22 protein-coding genes and 1 tRNA gene are annotated in these 20,423 nt (G+C 67.0%); 14 read left to right on the forward strand and 9 right to left on the reverse strand.

What is annotated here, in order from left to right; translation table 11 throughout:
- The first annotated feature begins 431 nt into the window (after window positions 1-431).
- Complete coding sequence (dcd, locus tag Q0579_RS08345) at window positions 432-986, forward strand: dCTP deaminase (RefSeq protein WP_298811153.1); 555 nt, start codon at window positions 432-434, stop codon at window positions 984-986.
- 176 nt (window positions 987-1,162) lie between these two features.
- On the opposite strand, the gene Q0579_RS08350 is transcribed toward dcd, so the two are convergent.
- From Q0579_RS08350 to Q0579_RS08370, 5 genes are all read right to left on the reverse strand, one after another.
- Window positions 1,163-1,504, reverse strand: coding sequence for a tetratricopeptide repeat protein (locus Q0579_RS08350; RefSeq protein WP_298811156.1), 342 nt, complete (start codon window positions 1,502-1,504; stop codon window positions 1,163-1,165).
- 540 nt (window positions 1,505-2,044) lie between these two features.
- Entirely contained in the window at window positions 2,045-2,473 is a 429-nt protein-coding gene (locus Q0579_RS08355; protein ID WP_298811158.1) for a biopolymer transporter ExbD, read from the reverse strand.
- A 24-nt stretch (window positions 2,474-2,497) separates the two neighbouring features.
- A complete protein-coding gene (locus Q0579_RS08360) occupies window positions 2,498-2,971 on the reverse strand; it encodes a biopolymer transporter ExbD (protein WP_298811160.1) in 474 nt (157 codons plus the stop codon).
- A 92-nt stretch (window positions 2,972-3,063) separates the two neighbouring features.
- Complete coding sequence (locus Q0579_RS08365; protein WP_298811163.1) at window positions 3,064-3,855, reverse strand: MotA/TolQ/ExbB proton channel family protein; 792 nt, start codon at window positions 3,853-3,855, stop codon at window positions 3,064-3,066.
- Window positions 3,856-3,902: 47 nt separating this feature from the next.
- Entirely contained in the window at window positions 3,903-4,580 is a 678-nt protein-coding gene (locus Q0579_RS08370) for an energy transducer TonB (protein ID WP_298811166.1), read from the reverse strand.
- A gap of 224 nt (window positions 4,581-4,804) precedes the next feature.
- Here Q0579_RS08370 and Q0579_RS08375 point away from each other — a divergent pair, with 224 nt between their 5' ends.
- Complete coding sequence (locus Q0579_RS08375) at window positions 4,805-5,719, forward strand: hypothetical protein (RefSeq protein WP_298811168.1); 915 nt, start codon at window positions 4,805-4,807, stop codon at window positions 5,717-5,719.
- Here the strand turns inward: Q0579_RS08375 and Q0579_RS08380 are convergent.
- Window positions 5,694-6,065 (reverse strand): dihydroneopterin aldolase, encoded by a 372-nt coding sequence (locus Q0579_RS08380; protein WP_298811170.1) that lies wholly within the window; start codon window positions 6,063-6,065, stop codon window positions 5,694-5,696. The genes Q0579_RS08375 and Q0579_RS08380 overlap by 26 nt on opposite strands.
- Before the next feature lie 153 nt (window positions 6,066-6,218).
- Between Q0579_RS08380 and Q0579_RS08385 the strand changes: the two genes are divergently transcribed.
- The 4 genes from Q0579_RS08385 to Q0579_RS08400 all read left to right on the forward strand — a co-directional run bounded on the left by Q0579_RS08385 (window position 6,219) and on the right by Q0579_RS08400 (window position 9,162).
- The gene (locus Q0579_RS08385; protein WP_298811172.1) at window positions 6,219-6,728 is read left to right on the forward strand and encodes an N-acetyltransferase; all 510 of its coding nucleotides are present in this window, start codon (window positions 6,219-6,221) and stop codon (window positions 6,726-6,728) included.
- Window positions 6,729-6,770: 42 nt separating this feature from the next.
- Window positions 6,771-7,346 (forward strand): DUF1285 domain-containing protein, encoded by a 576-nt coding sequence (locus Q0579_RS08390; RefSeq protein WP_298811175.1) that lies wholly within the window; start codon window positions 6,771-6,773, stop codon window positions 7,344-7,346.
- Window positions 7,347-7,411: 65 nt separating this feature from the next.
- Window positions 7,412-7,951 (forward strand): CoA pyrophosphatase, encoded by a 540-nt coding sequence (locus Q0579_RS08395; protein ID WP_298811431.1) that lies wholly within the window; start codon window positions 7,412-7,414, stop codon window positions 7,949-7,951.
- On the forward strand, window positions 7,939-9,162 hold the full coding sequence (locus tag Q0579_RS08400; protein WP_298811176.1) for a CCA tRNA nucleotidyltransferase: 1,224 nt from the start codon (window positions 7,939-7,941) through the stop codon (window positions 9,160-9,162). Before Q0579_RS08395 ends, Q0579_RS08400 begins: the two co-directional genes overlap by 13 nt.
- On the opposite strand, the gene Q0579_RS08405 is transcribed toward Q0579_RS08400, so the two are convergent.
- Both Q0579_RS08405 and parC read right to left on the reverse strand, forming a co-directional pair.
- Window positions 9,135-10,802, reverse strand: a complete 1,668-nt coding sequence (locus Q0579_RS08405; protein ID WP_298811177.1) for a bifunctional diguanylate cyclase/phosphodiesterase — start codon at window positions 10,800-10,802, stop codon at window positions 9,135-9,137. The genes Q0579_RS08400 and Q0579_RS08405 overlap by 28 nt on opposite strands.
- 113 nt (window positions 10,803-10,915) lie before the next feature.
- Window positions 10,916-13,174: a DNA topoisomerase IV subunit A gene (parC, locus tag Q0579_RS08410; protein ID WP_298811178.1), complete on the reverse strand. Its 2,259-nt coding sequence runs from the start codon at window positions 13,172-13,174 to the stop codon at window positions 10,916-10,918.
- A 110-nt stretch (window positions 13,175-13,284) separates the two neighbouring features.
- Here parC and Q0579_RS08415 point away from each other — a divergent pair, with 110 nt between their 5' ends.
- The 7 genes from Q0579_RS08415 to purQ all read left to right on the forward strand — a co-directional run bounded on the left by Q0579_RS08415 (window position 13,285) and on the right by purQ (window position 19,470).
- Complete coding sequence (locus Q0579_RS08415) at window positions 13,285-14,040, forward strand: AcvB/VirJ family lysyl-phosphatidylglycerol hydrolase (RefSeq protein ID WP_298811179.1); 756 nt, start codon at window positions 13,285-13,287, stop codon at window positions 14,038-14,040.
- Between the two features lie 62 nt (window positions 14,041-14,102).
- Window positions 14,103-14,987 (forward strand): alpha/beta hydrolase, encoded by an 885-nt coding sequence (locus Q0579_RS08420; RefSeq protein ID WP_298811180.1) that lies wholly within the window; start codon window positions 14,103-14,105, stop codon window positions 14,985-14,987.
- Between the two features lie 128 nt (window positions 14,988-15,115).
- Entirely contained in the window at window positions 15,116-15,895 is a 780-nt protein-coding gene (purC, locus tag Q0579_RS08425; RefSeq protein WP_174192303.1) for a phosphoribosylaminoimidazolesuccinocarboxamide synthase, read from the forward strand.
- Window positions 15,896-15,967: 72 nt separating this feature from the next.
- Window positions 15,968-17,086 (forward strand): hypothetical protein, encoded by a 1,119-nt coding sequence (locus tag Q0579_RS08430; protein ID WP_298811186.1) that lies wholly within the window; start codon window positions 15,968-15,970, stop codon window positions 17,084-17,086.
- A 32-nt stretch (window positions 17,087-17,118) separates the two neighbouring features.
- Window positions 17,119-18,516 (forward strand): surface lipoprotein assembly modifier, encoded by a 1,398-nt coding sequence (locus Q0579_RS08435; RefSeq protein WP_298811188.1) that lies wholly within the window; start codon window positions 17,119-17,121, stop codon window positions 18,514-18,516.
- A 61-nt stretch (window positions 18,517-18,577) separates the two neighbouring features.
- Window positions 18,578-18,808, forward strand: coding sequence for a phosphoribosylformylglycinamidine synthase subunit PurS (purS, locus tag Q0579_RS08440; protein ID WP_298811189.1), 231 nt, complete (start codon window positions 18,578-18,580; stop codon window positions 18,806-18,808).
- Entirely contained in the window at window positions 18,805-19,470 is a 666-nt protein-coding gene (purQ, locus tag Q0579_RS08445) for a phosphoribosylformylglycinamidine synthase subunit PurQ (RefSeq protein WP_298811191.1), read from the forward strand. The genes purS and purQ overlap by 4 nt, the downstream gene beginning before the upstream one ends.
- Window positions 19,471-19,523: 53 nt before the next feature.
- On the opposite strand, the gene Q0579_RS08450 is transcribed toward purQ, so the two are convergent.
- Window positions 19,524-20,285 (reverse strand): queuosine precursor transporter, encoded by a 762-nt coding sequence (locus tag Q0579_RS08450; RefSeq protein WP_298811192.1) that lies wholly within the window; start codon window positions 20,283-20,285, stop codon window positions 19,524-19,526.
- Window positions 20,286-20,345: 60 nt separating this feature from the next.
- On the opposite strand from Q0579_RS08450, the gene Q0579_RS08455 reads away from it, so the two are divergent.
- Window positions 20,346-20,422 (forward strand) — tRNA-Arg (locus tag Q0579_RS08455).
- The last annotated feature ends 1 nt before the right edge of the window (window position 20,423 follow it).

The following is a 20,423-nucleotide window of genomic DNA, read 5'->3' on the forward strand; positions in this document are numbered from 1 at the left end:
GTCACCAGCAGCCGTCGAGCGCACATTCACCGCGCCACTCCGCCAATTATCGCCTCGTTGCACGTGACAGGTCGACGGGCAGATCGCCGGGCGCGAAGAAGCGCGCGGTCGTGACCATTGGCGAGCGGCTTACCCGCCACTTAGGAGATGCGGAGATCGATCGAGTCGCCGCTACCTTCCAAGGTTGATCGATAACCCCCAAATAAAGTAGCGCCGCGGCGCGCCCGCGAATGCACTGACGAAGCTCACGCCATGTCGCATCGACCGACACTTCGCCTCGCTTCACCCCGGCAGCATCCCCGAAGAAGCATAGGCGCCCGGTGCTGGACGGCGTAAGCAACATCGCCCGCGCCGCACACATGCTCCGCCTGCTGCCCCTTGCCTCCACCGCGCAACCACGCGACAGGGCGATCATCGAACGGGGAGCCATCATGTCCATTCAATCCGATCGCTGGATCCGCGAGCGCGCGATCGCCGACGGTATGATCGAGCCCTTCGTCGAGGCGCAACGCCGTGAGTCGTGCATCAGCTACGGCCTGTCCTCCTACGGCTATGACGCGCGGGTGGCGGACGAATTCAAGATCTTCACCAACGTCGACAATGCAATCGTCGACCCGAAGGATTTCGCGCACAACAGCTTCGTCGACCGCAAGACTGACGTCTGCATCATCCCGCCCAACAGCTTCGCGCTGGCGCGGACGGTGGAATATTTCCGCGTGCCGCGGGACGTGCTGGTGATCTGTCTCGGCAAATCGACCTACGCACGCTGTGGCATCATCGTGAACGTGACGCCGCTCGAGCCCGGCTGGGAGGGTCATGTCACGCTCGAATTCTCGAACACGACGCCGCTGCCCGCCAAGGTCTACGCCAACGAGGGCGCGTGCCAGTTCCTGTTCCTCAAGGGCAACGAGCCGTGCGAGGTCAGCTACGCCGACCGCGCGGGCAAATACATGGGACAGCGCGGGGTGACCTTGCCGCGGTTGTGAGGATCGGCGCTCACTTGTTCAGCCGCATGTGTGCGGGCGATTGCCGGCGCGGTGAGTCGCTAGCGCCGACCGCAGAACCGCGAGGCTGACGCGCGGCGTACCACCCGTCTCAGTTGTGTCACGATGGCGACGAGCTGCGGACTGGCAAACGCGCGCAGCTCGTGGCCCCGTGCCGCTCAGCGTGTCGCCACGGTCGTGTTGAGCCGGGACAATCCACGCTGCGCAATCTCGTGTGACGACACCGTTCCACCGTTGGCGAGATCGAGCGCGACCGGCTCGGACGCCAGCACGTCGTCGTAGAGCGCGCGCGCCTGCGCGGCGCGATCGGTGCGCGCATATACCGCCGCGAGGTTCAGCAGCACTTCGGGGCGTCGCGGGAAGATCGCGCGCTCGGCAGAGAGCGTCGCCTCCGCCTGCGACAAATTCCCCGCGGCGATCGCCGTATAGCCCGAACGATCCTTCGCGAGCGCGGGCGTCGCAACCACCGCGGCGATGATGAGAACTGACGAAGCGCGCATGACCATCTCCTCACGTTTCACTTTTGTGACACCGTGATGTCACTTTTGCTACACGCGCGCAAGAGCGGTTTCGCAGGGGTGATCTGGTGGCGAAATTTCGTGAGTCCGTGCGGCGCCGAGGGCGACGAAGAACATGGAAGCGGAGTGGTCGGCCGCGTTTCCGCCTCTGGCTTGACGATTGCCGAGCCGGCGCCGACGCGCGAGCTCCACGCGCATCCCACCTCTTGTGACGCTAAACGGTGTGCGGGCGAGTCCGCGACATCTACCCATTACTGGCGACTAGGTGGACCGTCCTTGCGGCAACGACGCGTCACCTCCGCTATCGAACACGCCGCAATCTTATTGGCCAAGCTGGAGGTCGCGGAATTGCTGTCGCAGCCTTCGTTAAGCGCCCGCAGGTAGATCGTGCGAGCGACGATTGAACAGTCACGCGAACCCAGGTGCCGAGCCGTTCATCGCACCAGTTGGAAACGAAAAGGGCGGGCACTCCGCATGGGAGTACCCGCCCTGTTTCTGGTCAACCGACCACGCGAGGCGCGATCAGAAGTCCTTGTAATATTGCTCATTGCCAACGAAGCCGAGCTTCGTCACCGCCGAGCGCTTGATGATCGCCAACGTGTTGTCGACGACCTCGTAGCGTGAATTCCGGTCGGGCTGGAACTGCAGTTCCGGCTCCGGGGTCATCCCCGCCGACGTATCGAGATACTGCCGCAGCGTGGTGTCGTTCACCGGTGCGCCGTTCCAGGTGATGGTACCGGCCGCGTCGATCGCGATCTTGTTCTTGATCGGATCAACCGGCGGCTTGGTCGCATTGGGATCGTTGACCGGCAGATCGACCTTCACCGCGTGGGTCGGGATCGGAAGCGTGATGATGAACATGATGAGGAGCACGAGCATGACGTCGATCAACGGCGTCGTGTTCATCTCCATCATGGGTTCGCCGTCGTCGCTCCCAGCACTCATTGCCATAAAAGCTACTCCTCTTGCCGGGTGTCAGGCGCCGGCGCCGACGCCGGGCTGCGAGATGAAGCCGACGCGTGCGAAACCCGCCTGCTGCATGTTGAAGATCGCGCCACCGATGCAATGCCACGGCGTATCCACGTCACCGCGGATGTGGGCCTCGGGCAGTTCGAGGCCAGCCGCGTTCGGACCACCCTGACGCGCGATCTCGGTCTTCAGCTTGGCCACCGCGCGGTCGAGCAGTTCGGTCTGCGTGACGGGGGTGACCCCCCAATAGACCTTGCACGCGCCCGACGGGTCCGAGGTGATCGACAGCGACACGTTTTCCGGCTTGGTGGTGGTCGGATCGAAGCGGACGTCCGGCAGCTTCACCTTGACCGTCTGGATCGCGACCGGAACCGCAATTAGGAAGATGATGAGGAGCACCAGCATGACGTCCACGAGGGGCGTCGTGTTGATGTCCGACAGAGGTTTCTCGGTGGAATCGCCACCAACGCTCATCGCCATATGTCAGGCTTTCCTATTCTCCATCCGACGAGAAACCGCTCGCCGGACCAGTGGCGGGACCACGCCTGTCGGCGCGATCCCCCACCCTTTTCTTACGCGCGGGTCTGCACGCCACCCGCCTGACCGGCGGTGGCGGTCGCACCGGCCGGCTTCACCGGCGCCTTGGTCGCGGTGTTGCCGATCGATGGACGGACCTTGCCGTTCGAAGCGAGGAAGCCGAGCACGTCGTTCGAGAAGGCCGACAGGTCCTCCGCAATCGACTTGTTGCGGCGCTGCAGCCAGTTGTAGGCAAGCACGGCCGGAACCGCGACGACCAGGCCGAGCGCGGTCATGATGAGCGCCTCACCGACGGGGCCCGCGACCTTGTCGATCGAGGGATCGCCCGACGCGCCGATCTTGATCAGCGCGCGGTAGATGCCGACCACGGTGCCGAACAGACCGATGAACGGTGCGGTCGCACCAACGGTCGCGAGGAACGCTAGACCACCGCCCAGCTTCGAGTTGATCGCTGCTTCCGAACGCGCCAGCGAACCGTGGAGCCAGTCGTGCGCTTCGACCGGATCGGTCAGCTGCGCGTGCTGGTCCTGCGCCGCCAGGCCGTCGTCGACCAGCTGCTTGTAGGCCGAGTTCTTCTCCAGCTTGGCCGAGCCCTCGCGCAGCGAGTTCGACGACCAGAAGCCTGCGCGCATGCGCTTGGCCTGGTTGATGATCTTCTGCTGCTCGAAGAGCTTGGAGAACAGGATGTAGAACGACACAACCGACATCAGCACCAGGATGGTGAAGACCGACTGCGAGATGATGCCGCCTTCGCGCAGCGCCTGCTGGAGACCGAACTGGTTCTCAGCGGCCGCGGCTCCACCCGCGGCCAGGATGTTGGTGATCATGCGGTGGTATTCCCTCTAAAAAGCTAAGCTCGAATGTCGTGTGGCAATCAATCGCGCGGCAGCACCCAGCGCACCGGCAGCGTGTAGCTGGAGGTGATCGCTGCTCCCGACGCGTCGAGTGCGGGCGAGAAACGCACGCGGCTCTTGGCAATGCGGCAGGTCGCCTGATCGAGCGCGGACGAGTTGCTCGACGTCGTAATGACACAGTCCGTCACACGACCATCGGTTCCCACCGTCAACTTCGCGACGACGCGACCTTCCTCTTCGGCGCGAATGGCCGAGGGAGGATAATTGTCCGCACCGAAATACTGGCCCGGATTACCCTTCAGACCCGCGGCCTTGCTGACCGCAGGCGGGGCCGGCGGGGCAGGAGCAGGTGCCGGCGGAGCAGGCGGCGCCGTGACCGGCGTCGGAATGTATACCGGCGGCGGCGTCGGCGTCGTGTTGATCACGACGGGGGGCGGGTTCGGGTTACGAACGATCGGCGGCGGCGAGACGACGGGCGGCGGCGACATGGGAATGTCGGGCGGCGGGGGCGGCGGCTCATCCGGCGGCGGGGGCGGCGGTTCTTCCACGTCAAACGTGTTCAGCTTTTCAACCTGCTTCTTCACGAAGTTGGTCGCAAGGCCGGTCACGAAGGCGTAGCCGAGAGCAAGGTGGACCAATGCCACGATCACCAATGCGGTGACTTTGCTCCCGCTCATCTTCTGGTCAGAATAGGCCATTCAGCAACGAAACTCCCTCATCCTGCGGCCCTGTTGGGCGGTCGGACAAACCCGACCGTCGAAAACAACCCACGACACCCCCCGGATGGGAAGGCCGTAGCGTCATGGTTTCTATCGCGGCACCGGAAGCGACGCAAACGCTTTGTCGGGCGCAACAAACGTACAAGCGCGAGATGACAGAATAATTTCTGTTTCGTTCACCTGCGCGGGCGTATTGATGGGCCATGTCTGCCCGTAAGCCGCTCACCCTGCTCGCCGTTCCGGCCATTCTAAGCCTTGTCGCGCCCGCCTGCGCGCAATCGGCTCCCCCGGTCGGTCCTGTCAGCGTTGTCGGAGTCGCGCCCCGCGCTGCCCCGTCCTACGCCGATTTCGCCGATCTGGTTGTCGCCAGCCCGCTGATCATCGACGCCACGATCCGCTCGGCCACGCGAATCAAGGGAGCGGAGGCGGCCGGGGTCGCGGCCGGCTCCGCGCGTTTCTACGTCGAGGGTGATGTCGGCACGCTGGTGCGGGGCACGGGCGCGATCCCGGCGCGCATCGGCTGGCTGGTCGACGTGCCGCTCGACCCGCGCGGGCGCGCGCCCGCGGTCAAGAAACAGCGCGTGCTCGCCTTTGCGCGACCGGTCGCGAATCGTCCCGATCAGGTGCAGCTGATCGCAAAGGACGCGCAGCGCGCGTGGTCCCCCGCCGCCGACGCGCTCGCCCGTCGGATCGCGGCCGAAGCCGCAAGCGCGGACGCGCCACCCGTCGTCACCGGTGTGAAAAGCGCCTTCTACGTCCCCGGCAGCCTGCCGGGAGAAGGCGAGACGCAGATTTTCCTGCTGACCAGGAACGATCGCCCTGCCGCATTGTCGGTGCTGCGGCGTCCGGGCGAGCAGCCGCGCTGGTCGATCGCGCTGAGCGAGGTGATCGACGAGAATGCGACCGCACCTGCGCGCGACACCCTGTTATGGTATCGCCTCGCCTGCTTCCTGCCGCGTACCTTGCCCGACAATGCGACGGCCGCGCTGGAGGAGAGCGAGGCCGCGCACGCGCGCGAGGATTACGCGTTCGTGGTCCAGCAGCTCGGCCCCTGTCGCGGCGATGCGGCGGGCCCTGTTGGCGCGGGCACGATCAGCGGCGGTGGCGTATCAGGGTGATGCCGATCGCCTCTCCCGCCTCGGCGATGGCGAGCTTGACGATCTTGACCTTGACCCGCTGCACGCGCGTGTCCTGCAGGAACAACGTGTCGCAGATATGATCGGCCACGGCCTCGATCAGCGTGAAATGCCCGGCGCTCTCCAATGCGGTCGTCGCAGCGAACTTCAGATCGAGGTAGTTCTTCGACGCGGATAACGGCGTGTCGGGCGCGAAATTCGCGGGCGCGTCGAGCAACACCGTCAGCGAGATGCGCAGCGGCTGCGGCAGGTGTGTTTCTTCGGAATAGATGCCGGTCAGCACCGGCACCTCAAGGTCGTGCACCTCGAGTTCGAGCGTATCGTTCATGCCGCGGCCGTTAGCCGCGACGCAGCGGTGACGCCAGCCACGGCGTTGACGAAGGGCCGGCACACCGCCCGATCGCACGCTGCGCTTGCGTTCGGTGGGTGCTCGGCTAAGGGCGCGGCGCCCGGCCACGTCGCGGGCGCGAAAGGAACGCGGATGATCGATCTGGTGCCGATCGAGGCGGTCGACGCCCAAGCGGTGGAGTGCTTGCTCGATCGCGCGTTCGGACCCGACCGCCACGGCCGGACTGCCTATGCGCTACGCGCGGGAACCCGCGTGCTGCCGCGGCTGAGCGTTGCTGCGGTCGAGAACGGTGCCCTGCTCGGCTCGATCCAGTGCTGGCCCGTGTGGTTCATCGCCGATCAGCCGGCGCGCGCCCGCGTGCCGATGGTGCTGGTCGGGCCGGTCGCGGTCGCTCCCGAGCGACAGCAGGACGGGATCGGCCGGCGGTTGATGCATGCGGCGCTTGCCGCCGCGGGCGAGGACGCCACGCTGATGCTGATCGGCGATCCCGAATATTACGCGCGCTTCTTCGATTTCTCGGCCGAACATACTGCCGAATGGCGGCTGCCCGGCCCCGTCGAGCGCCGTCGCCTGCTCGCGCGCGGTTGCCAGGTACCATCGGGCGCGGGCACGATCGAGCCGCGTGTCGCGGTTGACGCCTGATCACGACTTTACCGCGCGCGACCGCGACCCTACCTGCTAGCCATGCCGATGGCGCCCTCTCCCGATTTCGATACGCTGACCATCGCCGACATCGCGCGGCTCGCCGACAATGATCGCCTGCCGCCGGTCGAGCGCTGGCATCCCGCGCATTGCGGCGACAGCGAGATGCGCATCGCGCGTGACGGCACCTGGTTTCACCAGGGCTCGCCGATCGGACGATCTGCGATGGTGCGCGCGTTCAGCCGTATCCTGCGACGTGAGCCGGACGGCAGCTACGTGCTCGTCACCCCGGCCGAAAAGCTCGACATCGCGGTCGAGGACGCGCCCTTCGTCGCGGTGGAAATGAAGGTCGAGGGCGCGGGCGAGGCACAATCGCTCGCCTTCCGGCTGAACACCGGCGACGTCATCACCGCGTCGGCCGAGCATCCGATACGCTTCGAGGAGCGGGGTGACGGTCCGCACCCCTATGTGCACGTGCGCGGCGTGCTCGAAGCGCTGGTGGCGCGGGCGATCTACTACGATCTGGCCGAACTCGCACTCGCCGCCGATGCAGACGTGCCGGGCGTGTGGAGCGCGGGCACCTTTTTCCCGCTCGCGCCCGCCGCCAGCGCGGCGTGATCACCGCCCCTGCCCCGACGACGCTGGCCGAGCGGCTGGCGCACGCGCTCGTCTCGCCGCACGAGGTGGCGCTGCTTCAGGGCGATCACGACGACCTGCCCGCGCACGACACGCTGACCGCCGCCGCCGTGCTGATCGCGATCACCGATCGGACGCGCCCCGGTGTCATCCTGACCCAGCGGGTCGAGACGCTGCGCAAGCACGCGGGCCAGGTCGCCTTTCCCGGCGGTCGCGTCGACCCGGGCGAGGACGCGATCGCCGCGGCGCTGCGCGAGGCCGAGGAGGAAGTCGCACTGCCGGTGAGTGCGGTTGAGGTGATCGGCCCGACCGATCGCTACCGCACCGGCACCGGTTACTCGATCACGCCCGTGCTGGGCGTGGTGCCGCCCGACCTGCCGCTCCACCCGAACGAGGGCGAGGTGGCGAGCGTGTTCGAGGTGCCGTTCGAGTTCCTGCTCGATCCTGCGAACCACCAGCGGCGCACGGTCGATTGGCAGGGTGCGACGCGAACCTATTGGGAGATGACGTGGGACAATCGCCGGATTTGGGGTGCGACCGCAGGGATGATCGTCAATCTGGCGCAGCGGCTGCAGTGGACGGGTTGAGCGACGCGCGTCTGCCCGATGCCGCGTGGCGGCACCGTCTCGGGCTCGATCGACTGGCGGCGGTACTGGGCGGCGAGGCGAGTGAAGCGCGCTTCGTCGGCGGCGCGGTGCGCGACACGTTGCTCGGGCTCGACGCGCACGATGTCGACCTAGCGACCGTCCACGCGCCCGACGAGGTCGTGCGTCGGCTCGAAGCGGCGGGGATCAAGGCGGTGCCGACCGGCATTGCACATGGCACCGTGACCGCCGTTTCCGCCGGCACCGTCGTCGAGGTCACGACGCTGCGCCGCGACGTGTCGACCGACGGGCGGCACGCGTTCGTCGCCTATACCGACGATTGGCGCGAGGATGCGGCGCGGCGCGACTTCACGATGAACGCGCTCTACGCCGATCCGGTTAGCGGAGAGGTATTCGACTGGTTCGGCGGGCTCGCCGACCTTGCCGCCGGGCGCGTGCGCTTCATTGGCGATCCGTACCAGCGCATCGCCGAGGATCATCTGCGAATTTTGCGCTTCTTCCGCTTCCACGCGCGCTTCGGCGATGCGGTGGACGGCGATGGTCTTGCCGCCTGCGTCGCGCGCGCGAACGACCTGATGGCGCTCAGCCGCGAGCGCGTCGCAGCCGAGCTGACCAAGCTGCTGGTGGCGCGATCGGCGGTACCGGTCGTCGCGCTGATGCACGACACCGGCATCTTCCGCCCGATCATACCCGAGATCGACGCGGCCGGCATCGCGCGCCTGCGCGATCTGGCCGATCGCGAAGCTGCAAGTCATGTCGCGCCCGATGCGATCCGCCGGCTCGCGGCGCTGCTGCCGCCGGCGAGCGCGGAAGGCGTCGGCGCGCGATTGAAGTTGAGCAACGCCGACCGCAAGCGGCTGCTGCTCGCGACGCAGGGCGCGGGTGACGAGGGTCCGCGCGGGCTCGCCTATCGCCACGGTGTCGAGGTTGCGCTCGACCGGCTGCTGCTCGCGGGCGAGGACGTGTCGCCGCTCACCGTCTGGAGCGCGCCGCGCATGGTAATCGGCGGTGGTGATCTGGTCGCGCGCGGGCTGAGCAAGGGGCCGCTCGTCGCGCGCACGCTCAAACGAGTCGAGTCGCGGTGGATCGCCGAGGGCTTCCCCGATGCCGCACGGACCACCGTGATCGCCGACGAGGAGGTCGCCGCCGTCCTCGCGGATGCGGATCAGGCGTTGCGCGTCAGCAGGAACTGATAAGCGTCCTCGGCTTCGAGCGGATGCGCGAAGGCATAACCCTGCCCCGATGCGCAGCCGAGCGCGGCAAGTGTCTGAGCGACATCGTGCGTCTCGATCCCCTCGGCGACGGTCGACATGTTGAGTGCCTGCGACAGGCTCAAGATCGCACGAACGATCGCGATCTTGTCGCGATCGGCGAGCATGCCGGTGATGAAGCTGCGATCGATCTTCAGGACGTCGATCGGCAGTTTCTGGAGAGAGGCGAGGTTGGAGAAGCCGGTGCCGAAATCGTCCATCGCGATCGTCAGCCCCAGTGCCTTTAGCGCATTCAGCAGCCGCGCCATGCGTGCCGGCTCGGTGATCAGCGCACTTTCGGTCAGCTCGAGTTTGAGCCGATCACCCGACATGCCCGAGGCGGCGAGTGCGTGTTCAACCACGTCGGGTACCGAGTCGCGCTGTAGCTGGATCGGAGAAACGTTGACGCCGACCCTGATCGCGTGGCTGGCATCGCCGCGGCGGTCCCATCCCGCCAGCGTGGCGAGCGCCGAATCGATCGCCCAGCGACCGAGCGGAACGATCAGCCCCGATTCCTCCGCCACCGGGATGAAAGCGGACGGTTGGTGCTGGATGTTGTGTTCGTCGGTCCAGCGCGCCAGCGCCTCGAAACTCTCTACCCGCCCGGTCGCGAGATTGCAGATCGGCTGGTAGCGTAGCGTGAGGTCGCCGTTCTCAATTGCGCGGCGCAGCGCCGTCTCCATCGCGAATTCCGCGCGCGCCGAATCGAGCGCGCGCGTCTGATATGCCTCGGCCTTCTTGCTCGCTTTCGACTTCTTCATCGCGACCTGCGCGTGGCGGATCACGTCCTCGGGATGCTCGACGTTCGAGTCGCCGAACGCGATGCCGATCGCGGAGGTGACGCGTATCTCATATTCGCTCAGGCGGAACGGAGTGGTGAGCGCGGCCTGCAATCGCTTGGCGACGTGCTGCGCCTCGTCGTCGCGCTCGTCGATCGCGAGCAGGATGCCGAATTCGTCGCCTCCGGTACGCGCCAGCACGTCGCGCGCGCGCAACGCACCCTTGATCCGCCGCGCGACCGTGATCAGCAACTCGTCGCCCGCCATGCTGCCGAGGCACGCGTTGATGCGGCTGAACCGCTCCAGATCCACCATCAGCACCGCCCACCGCCCCGCGTGATTGGCGATCGTGGTATCGAGCGCGTCGGTGAAGCCGCCGCGATTGGGCAAACCGGTCAGCGAGTCGGTCGCCATCTCGCGGCGGAGCGTCTCCTCGGTACGCACCTCGGCGGTATGATCGACCAGCGAGACGACGCAGACCGGCTCCGCGCGGACGGTAATGCGCGACAGGCAAACGCGGAAATGGCGTCGCTCGACCTCACCGCCCGATTGCCACTCGTGCTCGGCGGAGCGCGCGCTGCCTTGCAGGAACTCGCGAATGATCGGGTCGAGGCTGGTCTTGGCGCCGATCTGCGCCCGGACGAATGCCTTGTTCGACGCTTCGTGAACCACCTCGGTCCCGCGTAGCGCGGCCATCAGCAGCGGCAGCGGCACGAGTTCAAGCGCGCGCTCGCCGGCTGACAGCCCGGGCGGCAGCACGAGCGGTGGTTCGTGATCGGCAACAGGGAACAAGCTGAGGGCCATCGCTGACAACGATAGCCAAACAACGATTAAGACCGACTTACCTCGCGGTGACGCGTGAGCGTGCCAGCCCTAAACCGGCATCATCAGCGATAGCAGGGTCGGAGTCGGGGCGGTCAGAACCGGTTGTCGCGCGGGAAGCCGGTTGGCGGCATCCGCCCCGCCGCACCGCGCGCCGTCCGCCAGGGGTTAAGGTCCGCCTCGGTCCGCGTCCGCTTCGTCTCGCCGCGCATCGTCCAGCTTAGCCCGTGCGCGAAGACGAAGGTCTTCGCGTCGGCCAGCCCACCCTCGCGGTAGCGCTGCAACTGCACCCCCTGCCCGCGCGCCAGCGCCGGCAGTTCGGCAATGGGGAACACGAGAAGCTTTCGATTGTCGCCGATCACCGCGACGTAATCGTCTTCGGCGGCAACCGGGCGCACGATCACCAGCTTGGCGCCCGTTCGCGGCGTCATCACGTTCTTGCCCTTGCGCGTTTCCGCGATCGTGTCGGCGGTGCTGACAACGAAGCCGCGCCCGTCGCTGGCCGCAACCAGCAGCCGCTCGGCGCCGCGGACCGGAAGAAAGGCGACGATCCCGACACTGCCGTCGAGGTCGATCGTCGCGCGCACGGGGTCGCCAAAACCGCGGCCGCCGGGCAGCTTGTCCGCGGCAAGCGTGTAGAAGCGCCCGTTCGCGGCAGCGAGCAGCAATTTGTCGGTGGTCTGGGCGTGAAACGCGAAGCCGGGGCCGTCGCCTTCCTTGAACTTCAGCGCTTCGGGCGCGGACAGGTCGACGTGGCCCTTCATTGCGCGAATCCAGCCGCGCTCGGACAGGATCACCGTGATCGGCTCGCGCTCGATCATCGCTTCCAGCGGAATGTCGCGCGTCGGCGCGGCTTCCTCGATCGTCGTGCGCCGCGCGCCCAGGGCCGTGTCGGGGCCGTAGCGCGCACGAACGCGGCCAAAGTCGCGCTTCAACCGCGTGCGCTGCCGCGCCTCACTGCCGAGCAGCAGCGTGAGGTCGGCCTGCTCCTTTTCCAACGCCGCCTGCTCGCGCTTGAGCTCCATTTCCTCCAGCCGCCGCAAGGACCGCAGCCGCATGTTGAGGATCGCCTCCGCCTGCCGATCAGTCAGGCTGAACTCCGCGATCATCACCGCCTTGGGCTCGTCCTCGGTGCGGATGATCTCGATCACGCGATCGAGATTGAGGAAGGCGACGATATAGCCGCCGACCAGCTCCAGCCGATCGGCGATCTTGCCCAATCGATGCTCGGTACGGCGGATCAGCACGACGAACTGATGCTCGACCCAGGCCGCCAACGCATCGCGCAGGGACATCACCCGCGGTGTGCGCTCTTTGTCGAGCACGTTCAGGTTCAGCGGAATACGCGTTTCCAGGTCGGACAGGCGAAACAGCCCGTCCATCAACGTCTGCGCGTCGACCGTGCGGCTGCGTGGCTCCAGCACCAGCCGCACCTCCGCATCGCTCTCGTCGCGCACGTCGTTCAGGATCGGCAGCTTCTTGTCGTTGATCAGGCTCGCGATCTGTTCGATCAGCTTACCCTTCTGCACGCCGTAGGGGATCTCGGAGACGACGACCTGCCAGCCGCCCCCCTTCTCGCGCTCGACGGTCCAGCGGGCACGAACGCGGAACGCGCCGCGCCCGGTAACATAGGCCTCAGTAATCGCCGCCTGCGGATCGACGACCAGCCCGCCGGTCGGAAAGTCCGGCCCCTTTACCAACGCCAGCACATCGGCGTCGCTCGCGTCGGGTCGGTCGACCAGCATGACCGCCGCATCGAGCAGCTCGGCCGCGTTATGCGGCGGGATGCTCGTCGCCATGCCGACCGCGATGCCCGCTGCGCCATTCGCAAGCAGATTGGGAAAGGCACCGGGGAACAGCTCGGGTTCCTGCTCCTCGCCATTGTAGGTCGGGCGGAACTCGACCGCATCCTCGTCGAGCCCATCCATCAGGTCGATCGCTACCTGCGTCAGTCGCGCCTCGGTGTAGCGGTAGGCAGCGGCGTTATCGCCGTCGATGTTGCCGAAATTGCCCTGCCCGTCGACCAGCGGGTAGCGCAGCGCGAAGTCCTGCGCGAGCCGCACCATCGCGTCGTAGACCGACTGGTCGCCGTGCGGGTGATATTTGCCGATCACGTCACCGACGACGCGCGCGCACTTCTTGTATCCCGCAGCAGGATCGAGCCGTAACAGCCTCATTGCCCACAACAATCGGCGGTGGACAGGCTTCAACCCGTCGCGCACGTCGGGCAGCGATCGTGCGGTGATCGTAGACAGCGCGTATACGAGGTAACGCTCGGACAGCGCGCTGTCGAACGGTGCGTCGAGCACGCCGACGGGCGGATTGTCGGGTAAGTCGGTGATCTTGGTGGGCATCGTCGCGCAACCACCTATCAGTCCGCGCGCCCGGCGTTAAGAGGCCGTGCCGCATGGGCTTGCCCGCGCTCGCGCGCTATGGCCCGCGCTCGTCAGTCGTGAGAATGATCGTGCCGCGTTCCTCCGCCTCCTCCCGCCGCGTCCGCCGCGGCGTCATCGTCACTGCCGTCATTTCCGCGATCATCTGCGCTCTGGTCGGGCTCGCCGGCTATTTCAACCGCGACCCGTACGAGCTTTATCCGGCCAAGCGAGGCGCCCTGCCGATCGCGGCGGTCAATTTCTCGGGTGATATGGGCGTGCGCTTCCTGCTTGGCGCGTCGACGATGCGCGGGTTGACCGAGCACGGCGTCACAACGATGGCGGTGGTCACGCCGGCGTTGTTCCGCCGCCATCGGACCCGCGCCGAGGTCGACGCGATCGTCGCCGACGGCATCCGCACCGCATTGGCACGTACCGGCGCGCGCCGGATCGTCGTGATGGGACAATCCTACGGCGCCGACATTGTGCAGACCGGCCTTGCCGATCTGCCCGCCGACCTCCGCACGCGCGTCGCGGCGATCGTCCTGATCCTGCCGGGCGAAACCGTGTTCTTCCGCGCCGACCCGAGCAGTCTCGAATACCGGGGCACGCCCGACAGCATGGGCATCACCACGGCGCGCACGCTCACCTGGGCACCGCTCACCTGCATCTACGGAGTGGAGGAGGAAGACAGCCTCTGCCCACACCTACGCGTCGCTGGTGCCCGGATCGTCGGCATGCCGGGCGGGCACAACATCCGCCACGACGAGGCCGGTCTGCTGCGCCACGTTCTCCATGCAATCGCGCGCGTGACGCCGTCAGCCGCGCGTGGCAGGCTAGCTGCATAAAGCCTCATCGCCTGTTCGCCACCGCGCTGATCGCCTGTGTCCTGTCCGGGAGCGTTCCGCTGATGTCCGACGCCGCCACACCTGCCAGCCCTGCGTTCAAGCCGCTGACGTGGGACGATCTGACCAAGCGCCCGCGGCCCGAACCCGACGCGACCGTCGCCTACGGCACCGACTCGATGCAGAAGGTCGACGTGTGGCTGCCGCGTGGCAAGGGGCCATTCCCGACCGTATTGATGGTGCACGGAGGCTGCTGGACGACCTCGATTGCCGACCGCACGCTGATGAACTGGGTCGCCGACGACCTGCGGCGCTCGGGAGTGGCGGTGTGGAATATCGACTATCGCGGCGTCGATCGCGCCGGCGGCGGTTATCCCGGCACCTTCAGTGATGCTGCCAAGGCTGCGGACCAACTGTCTATTTCGGCACGCAAGTTCAACCTCGACACCGGCCGGGTGGTCGCCGTTGGACATTCCGCCGGAGGACATCTTGCCTTGTGGCTGGCAGCTAGAACGCGGCTGCCCGCCGACAGCCCGCTGCGTGTGACGCACCCGCTTCGCCTCGCGCATGTCGTCAGCCTCGGCGGCTTGCCCGATCTCGAAGCAACCGCGAACAGCCCCGACAATGGCTGCGGTACCGAGGTGGTCGGCAAGCTCGTCGGCACCGATCGCGCCGACCCGTACGCTGACACGTCGGTTCCTCGGCTGCTGCCGCTCGGCGTCGACCAGGACCTCGTCAATGGGCGCCAGGATCGGATAATTCCGTACCGCATGGCGACCGACTATGTCGCGCGCGCGACCGCCGCGGGTGATCGCGCCGTGCTCCACACCGTCCCGAACACGGGTCATGTCGAGCTTGTCACGCCCGACACGGCGGCGTGGCGCGAGGCGAAGCAGCTGCTGCTGACGCAGCTTGGCGTCCGCGATCGGCAACTCGACAGCGCGCGCTGATCGCCGCATCGCAGCACAGCCTCTTTTCGGCCGGCGGGCTTTCCCGTATAGCGCCGCGCAACATCGCCCCGGTCGCGCGGCCAAGGTCCGCGTTTCCGGGGCGTCATTATTTCGCGAAAGGGCGATCAATGGCGCGCAGGCGGCAGATCTACGAGGGCAAGGCCAAGATCCTGTACGAGGGTCCCGAGCCCGGCACGCTGATCCAGTATTTCAAGGACGACGCGACCGCCTTCAACGCGCAGAAGAAGGGCACGATCAACGGCAAGGGCGTGCTCAACAACCGCATCAGCGAGCATATCTTCACGCTGCTGGGTCATATCGGCGTGCCGACGCACTTCATACGGCGTCTCAACATGCGCGAACAACTCATTCGTCAAGTGGAGATCGTGCCGGTCGAGGTGATGGTGCGCAACGTCGCCGCCGGTTCGCTGTCGAAGCGGCTGGGGATCGAGGAAGGCGTCCAGCTTCCGCGCACGATCATCGAATATGCCTACAAGTCGGACGAGCTCGGCGATCCGATGATCACCGACGAGCATATCGCGGCGTTCGGCTGGGCGAGCCAAGAGGAGATGCACGACATCGCCGACCTGGCGATCCGGGTGAACGATTTCCTCTGCGGCCTGTTCGCGGGCGTCGGCATCCGACTGGTCGACTTCAAGCTCGAGTTCGGGCGGATTTGGGACAACGATTACAGCCGCATCATCCTGGCGGACGAGATCAGCCCCGATTGCTGCCGTCTGTGGGACATGGACAGCGACGAGAAGCTCGACAAGGACCGCTTCCGGCGCGACCTGGGTGGCGAGGTCGAGGCTTATCAGGAGGTTGCACGCCGTCTCGGGCTGCTGCCCGAGGGCAGCGAGAATGCGGTGCTCGACATGGAAACGCATCGCAAGAAGCGCGGCAAGTGAGTGCGTTGACCGCGAATTAACCAGCGCCCGCTAACCCCCTCGTCGATACGGGTCCGACGAGGGGGTTTTCTTATGCGCGTTTCTTCGATTGCCTTGGCGCTGCCGCTGCTGGCGCTCGCCGCGTGCGGCGGTGCCGGGCCGGAAAGCGTGGGCAGCATCGCGCCGCCGGCCTCGGCGGGTGGCACGACGGGTGGCGGCACCGGCGTCGGCACGCCGGGCACCGGCACCGGCTCGACCAGCCCGAGCAACCTGCTCGCGGTTTCCACCGCCACCAGCTTCACCGCGATCGGTGCGCTCCACTCGTTCACCTTCAGCGACACCGGGCAGCTATATCAAGGCAATGCCAGCACCGTGAAGGTGCCGAGCGGAACGATCAGCTACGATCCACGCGACGGCGTATTCACGGTCGCGCTGACCGACGAGAAGGCGGGTTTCGCGCAGAACAATCGTTTCCAGGACCCCGCACACCGCGCCGACTACAACCCGGAGGCGACGCCGAACCTCGAAGCGCCCAACCTGGCCGGCTTCAATTATCTCGAGTCGGGCACGTCGACCGAGACGACGAGCTTCTTCTACCAACGCCCAGGTGACGGGACCTACGTGACGCTCGCGGGCTTCACGCGCAGCGTCCACGACGACAAGGGTGTCACCAACCGCCAGCACGGGGCGTTGGTGTTCGGCACACCGACCATCCAGTCGCAGATCCCAATCTCGGGCACTGGCAGCTACACCGGCGGCTTCCTCGCCTCGGCCGTGCTGAACGACGGCACGCAAGCATCGAGCTACATGCAGTGGCTCACCGGCACGAGCGCCGTGTCGGTCGACTTCGGTCGCTCAACGGTCGATGTCCGGATAGATGGCGCGGTCGGCCCGACGTTCCAGAACGGCGTTCGCGTCAGCGACGCGGCGCTCACCAATCCGACCGGCACCGCATTCCAGGCGGTCGGCTCGGCAAAGATCGACCTGCTGCGCTACGGCGGCTTCTCGGGCGCGTTCACCAGCGCGACGCTGGGCGGCAAGGCGATTGATTTCACCAGCGCCGCCAGCGGCACGAGCACGGCGGGGGCGAGTTCGATCGACGGTACCTTCTTCGGGCCCAATGCGGCGAACGTCGGCGGCAACTTCCGCATCGTCGGCGGCGTGCCGGGGCAGCGCATCGACATCCAGGGTGCGTTCACGGGCAAGAAGTAAGCGCACGCGACGCTCGGGCGGACAGACCAACCATGCTGCACCGGTTCCTCGCGGCCGTCCTGCTGCTGCTCGCGCCGTGGCCGGCGGTGGCGAGCAGCGGCGCGGCGGAACCGTCGATGGCGGCCCCCGCCCCGGTGCCCCCGCCCGCCACCTGCCCTGCGGCCGGACCGTGCCAGGTGCGGCTCACCGCATCGCAACTGCTCGCCTCGGCCGAACGGCTGGTGCACGCGGGCAAATACCCGGAGGCACGCGCGCTCATCGCCGCGCTGCGGCTGGCGCCGGGTTTCACGATGCAGACGCGTTTCCTGACCGGCTATATGGCGGCGCAGGAAGGCGACCTCGCCACCGCCGCGCGTGAATACAAGGCGATCCTGGCCGACGATCCGAACCAGACCCGCGTCCGGCTGGAACTCGGTCGCACCATGATTGCGATGGGCCAGAGTGCCGCGGCCGACCGCCAGCTCCGCCTCGCGCAGCAGAGCCGCGAGCTCGACCCCGATCTGGCGCGGCTGGTTCGCGGCGCACGCGACGTGATCCGTTCCGCCCGCGCCTTCCGCGCCGACGTGTCGCTGGCGCTGGCGCCCGACACCAACATCAACAACGCGACCGACGCGCGCACGGTCGACGTGCACCTCGGCGACTACAGCCTGCCGCTCGAACTCGACGCCGGCGCGCGGCGGCGCTCGGGCACGGGGCAAACGGCGACCGCCTCAACCGCCGCACGGCTGCCGGTCGGCGGTGACCTGTTCTTTCTCGGCAACCTCGACCTGAGCGGGCTCAATTATTCGGGCACTCGCTTCGACGATTATCTGGTGCAGGCCGCCGCCGGCGGCGAAGCGCAGCTCTCCAACGACGCCAGCGTGTCGGCGCAGGTGATCGGTGCGCAGCGCTGGTACGGCGGGCGGGTTGCCAGTCGGCAGATCGGTGTGCGTGGTGGCGGCCAATGGTCGCTCGACGCGACGCGACGCCTGGGACTCCAGCTCGACGTCCGGCGCACCGACACCGAGTTCGATCGAGCGTTCGACGGTTGGCAGGGCGGCCTTTACTTATCCTACGAGACGAGCTTTCGCCGCACCTTCGTCGCCGCCGGGCAGGCATTCGTGCGGCGTGACTGGCTCAACGCCAAGGCTTACTCGAACATCGAGGTGGGCGTCGGCGCGAACGTCGCGGGTGAGTTGCCGCGCGGGTTCAACGTCGGCTTCGGCGGCAGCGTCAGCCGCGCGCGTTTCGATGCCGCGATCCCGATCTTCTCGCTCCAGCCGCGGCGCGACTGGCGCGTCACCTCGCAGGTGACGCTCGGCAACCGCAAGCTGCGCGTGCTCGGCTTCTCGCCGCAGGTATCATGGGCGGCGACGGGCATCCTCTCCTCGCTCGACCTGTATCGTACCAGGCGCAGCCGCTTCTCGATCGGCCTCGCACGCTACTTCTGATCGGGCGGTGGACTCGCGAAAACCTTGCCCCCACGCGCGTCGCACGGCATAGGCGCGCGGCATGAAGCTCACCATCCACGTCACGCTCAAACCCGGCGTCCTCGACCCCCAGGGCAAGGCGATCGAGCACGCGCTCTCCGGCCTCGGCTTCTCCGGCGTGCATGGCGCGCGTGTCGGCAAGCTGATCGAGCTCGACGTCGACGAGGGCACCAGCGACGCCGACGTCGACGCGATGTGCCGCAAGCTGCTCGCCAACACCGTGATCGAGAATTACCGGATCGAGCGCGCATGAAGACGGCGGTTGTCGTCTTCCCCGGCTCCAATTGCGACCGCGACATCGCCGTCGCGCTGGAACAGGTGACGGGCACCAAGCCGGTGATGGTCTGGCACCGCGACACCACGCTGCCCGACGACGTGTCGCTGGTGGCCGTGCCCGGTGGTTTCTCTTACGGCGACTATCTCCGCTCCGGCGCGATCGCCGCACGTTCGCCGATCATGCGCGACGTGGTTGAGCGCGCGGATGCGGGTCTGCCGGTGCTCGGCATCTGCAACGGGTTCCAGGTGCTGACCGAGGCGGGATTGCTCCCGGGCGCGCTGATGCGCAACGCCGGGCTCGACTTCGTCTGCCGCGACGTGTCGCTGACTGTCGGCGACTCGCGATCACGCTTCACCAGTGGTTACACGGCGGGCGAGACGGTCCGCGTGCCGGTCGCGCATCATGACGGCAATTACGTCGCCGATGCCGAAACGCTCGATCGGCTGGAAGGCGAGGGACAGGTGGCGTTCCGCTATGCCGAGCCGGTCAACGGCAGTGCGCGCGACATCGCCGGGCTGGTGAATGCGCGCGGCAACGTGCTCGGCATGATGCCGCACCCCGAACGTCGCGTCGAAGCGGCCCATGGCGGCACCGACGGACGCCGTTTGTTCGAAAGCCTGCTCGACACGATCAGCTGATCGGCACTTCGTTTAATAAGCGCAGCGGCTTACGCGGAACGGTTCACACCGCGTCAGACGCGCGTACGGAAGGGCGAGAAGTTCGTCGCCTGATCGAACACGTCGATCCCCTCGGCTCGCTTGAGTCCGCCGACCACCAGATAGGTGACTGGCGTCAGCAGCGCCTCCCACGCGACCTTCAGCGCCCATTGCGTGAACAATACGGTGACGACCAGATCGCTGGTCCACCCGGCCGCGCCGAGGAACGCGAGCGGGTAGAAGATCAGGCTGTCGACGCCCTGCCCCGCGATCGTCGAACCGATCGTGCGCATCCACAGGTGCCGCCCGCCGCTCCACACCTTCATCCGCGCGAGCACGTAGGAGTTGACGAACTCGCCGGCCCAAAATGCGCACATGCTGGCAAAGACGATCCGAGGCACCTGCCCGAACACCGTCTCATACGCCGCCTGGTTGGTCCAATCGGGTGCAGGCGGCAATGCCACGACGACCCAGGCCATGAACGCCATGAACACGGTGGCGGCGAACCCCGCCCAGATCACGCGCCGCGCCCGCGCATAGCCATAGACCTCAGTCAGCACGTCGCCGATGACGTAGCTGACCGGGAAGAACAGGAGGCCCGCGCCGAACGGCCATTCGCCGACGACGGGCAAGGTCATCACCGCTACCTTGCCCGCGCCCAGCACGTTCGACAGCAGCAGGATGGCGACGAACGCCGCCATCACGAAATCGTAGAAGCGGAGCGATCGCCCGGCCAGCGCATCGGCCTCGACACGGGTGAGCGCGGCATCGGTCGGGTGCGAACTGGGCTCGTCCATGCAGCTTTTATACGCGGCAGTTTCGCAGCGCCGCAATCCGCGCTAATCCGCGTTCCGCGCGCGCCCGTAGCTCAGTTGGATAGAGCACGAGCCTTCTAAGCTTGGGGCCGCTGGTTCGAATCCAGCCGGGCGCGCCAC

This window comes from uncultured Sphingomonas sp. (assembly GCF_936927845.1).
Lineage (GTDB): Bacteria > Pseudomonadota > Alphaproteobacteria > Sphingomonadales > Sphingomonadaceae > Sphingomonas.